General features: G+C 72.3%; 11 protein-coding genes. 7 read left to right on the plus strand and 4 right to left on the minus strand.

The features are described from left to right. The 3 genes from SACPADRAFT_RS0215050 to SACPADRAFT_RS0215060 form a co-directional block, all read right to left on the minus strand. Positions 1-1,160, minus strand: a 1,160-nt coding sequence (locus SACPADRAFT_RS0215050; protein ID WP_007026000.1) for a cytochrome P450, incomplete at its 3' end; no start/stop codon positions are given. A 120-nt stretch (positions 1,161-1,280) separates the two neighbouring features. Beyond that, positions 1,281-1,481 (minus strand): DUF397 domain-containing protein, encoded by a 201-nt coding sequence (locus SACPADRAFT_RS0215055; RefSeq protein WP_007026001.1) that lies wholly within the window; start codon positions 1,479-1,481, stop codon positions 1,281-1,283. After that, positions 1,478-2,374, minus strand: a complete 897-nt coding sequence (locus tag SACPADRAFT_RS0215060; RefSeq protein WP_324604546.1) for a helix-turn-helix domain-containing protein — start codon at positions 2,372-2,374, stop codon at positions 1,478-1,480. Before SACPADRAFT_RS0215060 ends, SACPADRAFT_RS0215055 begins: the two co-directional genes overlap by 4 nt. Before the next feature lie 202 nt (positions 2,375-2,576). Between SACPADRAFT_RS0215060 and SACPADRAFT_RS0215065 the strand changes: the two genes are divergently transcribed. Next, positions 2,577-2,900, plus strand: a complete 324-nt coding sequence (locus SACPADRAFT_RS0215065; protein ID WP_040924432.1) for an HC3 family zinc finger protein — start codon at positions 2,577-2,579, stop codon at positions 2,898-2,900. A gap of 29 nt (positions 2,901-2,929) precedes the next feature. Further along, on the plus strand, positions 2,930-3,118 hold the full coding sequence (locus SACPADRAFT_RS0215070) for a hypothetical protein (protein ID WP_007026003.1): 189 nt from the start codon (positions 2,930-2,932) through the stop codon (positions 3,116-3,118). A gap of 19 nt (positions 3,119-3,137) precedes the next feature. On the opposite strand, the gene SACPADRAFT_RS0215075 is transcribed toward SACPADRAFT_RS0215070, so the two are convergent. After that, positions 3,138-3,752: a GNAT family N-acetyltransferase gene (locus tag SACPADRAFT_RS0215075; protein ID WP_007026004.1), complete on the minus strand. Its 615-nt coding sequence runs from the start codon at positions 3,750-3,752 to the stop codon at positions 3,138-3,140. Positions 3,753-3,775: 23 nt separating this feature from the next. On the opposite strand from SACPADRAFT_RS0215075, the gene cutA reads away from it, so the two are divergent. From cutA to SACPADRAFT_RS32990, 5 genes are all read left to right on the plus strand, one after another. After that, positions 3,776-4,147 (plus strand): divalent-cation tolerance protein CutA, encoded by a 372-nt coding sequence (gene cutA / locus SACPADRAFT_RS0215080; protein ID WP_007026005.1) that lies wholly within the window; start codon positions 3,776-3,778, stop codon positions 4,145-4,147. Positions 4,148-4,250: 103 nt separating this feature from the next. Then, positions 4,251-5,144, plus strand: coding sequence for a DUF5926 family protein (locus SACPADRAFT_RS0215085; RefSeq protein WP_007026006.1), 894 nt, complete (start codon positions 4,251-4,253; stop codon positions 5,142-5,144). Then, positions 5,141-5,512, plus strand: a complete 372-nt coding sequence (locus SACPADRAFT_RS0215090; protein WP_007026007.1) for a DUF952 domain-containing protein — start codon at positions 5,141-5,143, stop codon at positions 5,510-5,512. The genes SACPADRAFT_RS0215085 and SACPADRAFT_RS0215090 overlap by 4 nt, the downstream gene beginning before the upstream one ends. A 154-nt stretch (positions 5,513-5,666) precedes the next feature. Further along, entirely contained in the window at positions 5,667-6,176 is a 510-nt protein-coding gene (locus tag SACPADRAFT_RS0215095) for a SigE family RNA polymerase sigma factor (RefSeq protein WP_007026008.1), read from the plus strand. Beyond that, positions 6,173-6,363, plus strand: a 191-nt coding sequence (locus tag SACPADRAFT_RS32990; protein ID WP_007026009.1) for a hypothetical protein, incomplete at its 3' end; no start/stop codon positions are given. The genes SACPADRAFT_RS0215095 and SACPADRAFT_RS32990, both read left to right, overlap by 4 nt.

Raw genomic sequence — 6,363 nt, forward strand, 5'->3', positions numbered from 1 at the left:
AGTTCGCGCAGTCCCCGGATGACGAACTCCGGCCTGCGGGCGGGCGTGCGGGCGTGCCGCAGGCCGGGCAGCCTGCGGGCCAGCGCACCGAGCGCCGCGGTGATCTCGACGCGGGCGAGCGGGGCGCCGAGGCAGTAGTGGATGCCGCCGCCGAATCCCAGGTGCGGGTTCGGGTCCCGGGTGATGTCGAGCGTGTCCGGCTCGGCGAACACCTCCGGGTCGCGCGCCGCGGCCCCGAGCAGGGCGGCCACCTTCCCGCCCTCGGCGATCCGGTGTCCGGCGATCTCGACGTCGGCGGTGGCGGTGCGTTCGAACAGCTGCAGCGGCGAGTCGTACCGGATCAGCTCCTCGGCGGCCGAGGTGACGAGCGCGGGGTCCCCGACCCCGGCGACCAGCCGGTCCCACTGCCCGCGGTGGGTCAGCAGGGCGTGCACACCGTTGCCGAGCACGTTGACCGTGGCCTCGTGCCCGGCCATGAGCAGCAGTACCGCCGTGGCCACCACCTCGTCCCCGGTGAGGTCACTGGCCATGAGGTGGCTGAGCAGGTCGTCGCCGGGGTGCGCGGCCCGGTCCCGTGCCAGTGCGCGCAGGTGGTCGGCGAACTCGGTCGCCGCCCGCTCGGCGGCGACCCGCCGGTCCTCGGTGAGGCCGTACTCGTACATCTTCACGATGGCGTTGCTCCACCGCACCATCGCGGGACCGTCCTCGGCGGGTACCCCCAGCAGTTCGGCGATCACCGCCACCGGGAGCGGCTGGGCGAGGTGTTCGAGCAGGTCGGCCTCGCCGTCGCGGGCGATGCCGTCGGCGAGGGTGTCCACCATCCGTTCCGCGAGCGCCTCGACGGTGGGCCGCAGCCGTTCCACGTGCCCGCGGGCGAAGGCGGACGAGACCAGCCGCCGCAACCTGGTGTGTGCCGGTGGCTCGTTCTCCAACAGGGAGTTGCGGTGCAGCATGTTGAACGAGGCGAACCGCTCCACCGGGGTCGCGTCGCGCCAGAGGCGGCCCAGGCGCCGGTTGCGCAGCACCGCGGAGGCGGCCGGGTGGGAGACCGCGATCGACAGGCCCAGGCCCTCGTGGTGGTGGACGTCGCCCTCGGCGCGCAGCCGGGCGAACTCCGGATACGGGTCGGCGAGGAAGCCCGGATCGGCGGGATCGAACATCCGCAGAGGCTAACCCGACGCGAGGGCCCCGGTCACCGTCCGGACGCCGCCCCGACACACGGGAGCCCCGGCAGCCCTCCGGCGCCGGGGCCCGTCCGTGCCGTCCGTGCCGCTGTCGCGTCAGAGGTCGAACTCGCCGTCCTTCACCCCGGAGAGGAACGCGGTCCACTCGCTGTCGGTGTACTGGAGGGTGACCTCGTCGGGCCGCTTCGAGTGGCGCACCTGAACGCCCCCGTCGACCCGACGGAACTCCACGCAGTTCGTGTGTTCCCCGGAGTAACTGGACTTCTGCCAGCCCGTTGTCTGATGCGGTGCCGTCATGGTGACTCCATACTCTCGATCACGTCGGCGATGAGCCGGACCGAAGCGTCCGGGCTCAGCGCCACCTGGTTGAGACTCGCGACCGCCGCTTGATGTGCCTTCACATCCTCCTGATCCCGGAGGAAGGCCGCACTACTCAAGTCCTCGAGGTGGACTATCGGTTCCGCGGCGGCGAACTCCATCAGCACGAACGAGCCCGTGTGTGCGCGAGTGATCCCGCGGGCCTCGGGGATGATACGGATGGTGACGTTGGAGCGACCGGCCAGATCACGGATGAGTCGGAGCTGGTCCCGCATCACGTCCTGTCCGGTCTGCTGGTGCAGCACCCCTTCCAGCAGGTACGCGGTGTACTGCACCGGCGAGCGGTCGCGGGTGAGAATCTCCCGGCGTCCGACCCGAGCCGCGACCTTGGTATCCACGTTCGGCGCGTGCCCCAGAACGATCCGGGCATACTCGGGGGTCTGCAGCAGGCCCGGCACCAACACGATCGACACATCCGTGACGCCGGTGGCTACCCGCTCCAGCCGGATGAGCGTGGTGAGCGCGTCAGCCTGCCCGGTACTCCCGGCCGAAACCTCGTTGACGGATTGGTCAGCGGCCTCTCGCGCGAGGTTGGTGAGGCGATCGCGCTCGACGGCCGTCACGTCCAGGACGTCGGCGATCTTGTCGACGATCTGGGCCGACGGTATGCGCTCGCCCCGCTCCCACCGCCAGACCACGGTATGTGTGGTCATGCCGACACCGTTGGCCATGCGCTTCTGAGAAAGTCCCGCGCGCTCGCGGAGGCCCCGTAGCTCGCTCCCGAACAGGTAGGCGAGTTCGTCCGATATTCCGGGCATGGAACAGACCATAGCCGAACCCCGGACCGCTCCTGCGTCATCCGAACGAGGCATTGCTGTTTGTTCCGGAACATCGCACGATTTATTCCGGAACAAGTCGAGCGCTTCATGCGCACGCTCTCGGGGAGGCGACGATGCCGGACCGAACACTCCATTACCCGATCCGGGAGCGCCGGGCGATGCCCGACCACGGAGGGGCGACGGCCGACGGTCCCCGACACCGGGTCGTCGCCACCTCGGATGCGGGGTGTCGCTGATGTGGTGGCGGTGGCAGCAGGCCGACGGTCGGCTGCACGCCTACGACCGCACCGTGACCGTCCCCGCCCCGGACAGGTCGTTCCCCGCGCTGTGCGGTGTCCAGGTCACCCCGGCCGACGACGATTTCCACCTCGGCGGATGGCCGCGACCCACCTGTTGGACGTGCGACCGCGAGATCCGCGTCCGGGAGGGTTTCCGGCCGGAGCAGATCCCTCCGCTCCCCGGCGAGGACCCGTCCGCCCCGGAAGGCCCGGACCGTGCCCGGACCCGCGCCTGCCCCGCCCCACGACGTTCCGGACCCCGACGTCCCGGACCACGGTGACCGCCCGGCGAGACGACACGAGGAGCCGCATGACCACCGATGTTTCCCCCACCCGGCACGCACCGGTCGTGACCGGGGGGCTCGACACCCCGCCCAGCCGCGAACAGCTCGACGCGCTCGCGCGGCTGCTGCGTGCCGGATCCGATCCCCACCGCGTCGCGGCACTGCTGGAGGCCGACGGGCCCGTTCCCGTGGTGGGCGGGGGCACGCCACGGTGAGTCCCTCCCCGACCGGTGTTCAGTCGTCGGGGTCCGGGTTCCACTCCGGGGCGAGCAGGGAGAACAGGATGGAGTCACGCCAGGCACCGTTGGTGTGCACGTGGTCGCGCAGCACGCCCTCCCGGGTGAAACCGAGACGCTCCACCGAGGCCAGTCCCGCCATGTTGTCCGGCGCGACGACGGCGGTGACGCGGTGCAGGCGCAGCCTGCCGAACGCGAAGTCGAGCAGCGTGCGCGCGGCGTCGCCCGCGTAGCCCCGGCCCTGGTGTTCGTGGGCCACCGCGTACCCGATCCGGCCGGCACGCTCGGCGCCGAGGACCAGCCGGGCGAAGCCCAGCACCCGGTCCGCCGGGGCGGGATCGGCGGGGCCGGTGGGTTCGGTGGAGTCGAGCGGGGTGATCGCGAGGTAGTACTCGGGCCGCGGCGTCTGCCGGGCCCGCTCCATGATCTCGTGCAGCATCACCCGGGCCTGTTCGGTGCTGCGGGAGTTGAACGCCAGGTGGTAGGTCACCCGGTCGTCGCCGACGATGCCGCGGACCCCGTCGAGGTCACCGGGGCGGAAATCGCGCAGCATCACCGCCCGACCGCGCAACGCGATCGGCCAGTCCGTCCGTTCCGTGTGACGCCCGGTCACATTCCCAGGTTAGCCTGGACGGCATGTCGTCGGAACACCTCGCGGCCCCCGGCGCGGGACGCGCCGCAGCGGACCCGGACACGGCCGCCGTCGTCGTTACCACCACCGACAGCGAGGCCGCCGCGCGGAAACTGGCGGCGGGCGCGGTCGAGGCCCGGCTCGCGGCGTGTGCCCAGGTGCTCGGGCCGATCACCAGCGTGTACCGGTGGGAGGGCACGACCCACACCGACCCGGAGTGGCGCGTGGAGATCAAGACCGCGGCCGACCGGGTCGACGCGCTGACCGAGCACCTGAAGGCGCACCACTCCTACGACGAGCCGGAGGTCATCGCGACCCCGGTGACCGGGGGCAGCGCCGGGTACCTGTCCTGGGTCGTGGACGAGACCCGGTCCTGACCGCCCGCCCCGGCGGTTCACCCGCAGGGGTACGACCCGCACGCTCCGGCACCGGTGCGGGTCGAGTAGCGTCGGGTCAACCGGACATCTGGAGGGCGACACCGTGGGCAAGGCCGCACGCAGGAAGGGCGCTCCCGCGAAGGGCGGGAAGCCGAAGAAGGTCCGTGACGTCTTCGTGGCGCGTCCCTTCGAGGGGCTGGCCGCGGAACCGGAACTGATCGCGCTGCGGGAGTTCGTGCCGTCCGCCACCGCGCCGCTGACCCTGGCCGACGGGGTCGACCCGGCCGGGCGCGAGGTCACCCTCGGCACCGTGCTGCCGTTGGCCGCCGCCGCGATGGTGCGCTCGGACGACGGGCACATCTTCCTGGGGATGCAGGTCCAGACCCGTTCCTCGGACATCAGCCGGGACCTCGGCCGGGCGCTGCGCTGGGCGCTGGACGCCGAACCGGGCGAGGTGCTCTCGGTGCCCGACACCGTCGGTGAGCCGCAGCCCGGCGAGCGGCTCCAGGACCTGCTGGCCGTGGACGCGGAGCTCGAGGTCACGCTGCACGAGGACTTCTCCTGGTGGCTGCCGGAGGGCAGCACCCCCTCCGGTGAGGTCGCGATGTCGCTGGAGCGGGCGAACGCCGCGATCATGCCGACCGAGCGGCTCGGCCCGGGGGCGTACTGGGTCCTCGCGGGCGAGAAGGCGCACCTGCGCTGGGTGTGGCCCGCCGAGGAGAACCGGCTGCTGCAGGCGCTGGCCCGGCTGTCCGCCGCGGGGGAGCTGACGCTGGGCGAAGGCACCCGGTACGCGGGCTCGTTCCGGGCGCACGGGCTCCTGGTGCCGGTGTGGGACCTCGACCCGGAGGCGCACTCCCGCGAGTGGGACGAACCGGCCAAGCACCTCGGTGCCCGGTTGGAGGAGGCGCTGGGCTCGCTGGACGAGCGGCCACTCGACGCGAGCGAGCGCCGGGCGCGCGACGGCCTGATCGGTCGGCAGCTCACGCTCCGTTGATCCTGCACATCTGCCCCGCCGACGTCTGGAACGCCGTCGCCCCGGGCGAGCCGTACGAGGCGGCGTCGCTGGCCGAGGTCGGCTTCGTGCACTGCTCCGACCCGGGGACGGTGCAGTTCCCGGCCGACCGGCTCTACGCCGGGCGCACCGACCTGGTGCTGCTGCGGATCGACCCGGCGCGGCTGGGCGTCCCGGTGCGGTGGGAGCCCGCCGAGCCGCCGGAACCGGGTGCGCCCTGGTTCCCCCACGTCTACGGTCCGATCGCGCCGGAGGCGGTGGTGTCGGTCCACCCGTTCCCGCCCGGCCCGGACGGGTCCTTCCGGCTCCCCCCGGAGCTGGCCGACCCCGGTTGGGGGACACACCGGTAACCTTCGGGCAACCTCACGGGGTCCGCGTGCGTGGACGGAGTCGAGTCGGACAACGCGATCGCGTGAGGGAGACGTTACGGTGACTACGCTCGTGTCCGCGGCCCCGGGCGTCGGGTTCGGGACGCGGACTGTCGTCCACAGGAGGGAAGCGGTCGTGTCTGGCGACCTCACGGACTTCGAGGAGTTCGTGGAGGCCTCGCTGCCGGGGCTGTTGCGCTACGGGCACGCCCTGACCGGCAATCCGCACGACGCCGCCGACCTCGTGCAGTCGGTGCTGGAGAAGATCGGCGCACGGTGGTCGAGCGTGGTGCGCAAGACCGGGGACCCGCTCGCCTACATCCGCCGCTCGATGGCCAACGCCCACATCTCCCGGTGGCGCAGGCACCGCCGGGAGAACCTGGTCGCCGAGATCCCGGAATCCGGCACCGTGTCCCCCGCCGACCCGTTCGAGTACGAACCGCTGTGGGCGGCGTTGCGGGAGCTGCCGCCGAAGCAGCGTGCGGTGATCGTGCTGCGGTACTACGAGGGGCTGAGCGAGGCGGAGATCGCCGACTCGCTCGGCATCAGCCCGGGCACCGTGAAGAGCCAGGCCAGCAAGGCACTCGGTTCCCTGCGGGGCAAACTGCACCGGGACACCGGGAGCGAGGGGAGGTGGGCACGGTGAGTGCCGACGGAACCGACGCCGCCGGGAACGACCGTCCCGACGGACACGACGGAACCGGCGGACTCGGCGGAGCCGGCCGGGCCGACGGCGCCGACGGACCCGACGGAACCCACGGCGCCGACGAGCTCGACGCCGAACTGCGCGCGTTGTTTCGGGACGACGAGCGTTTCGCCGTGCGGCCGCGGCC

The sequence above is a fragment of the Saccharomonospora iraqiensis subsp. paurometabolica YIM 90007 genome (genome assembly GCF_000231035.2).
Classification (GTDB): Bacteria; Actinomycetota; Actinomycetes; order Mycobacteriales; family Pseudonocardiaceae; genus Saccharomonospora; species Saccharomonospora paurometabolica.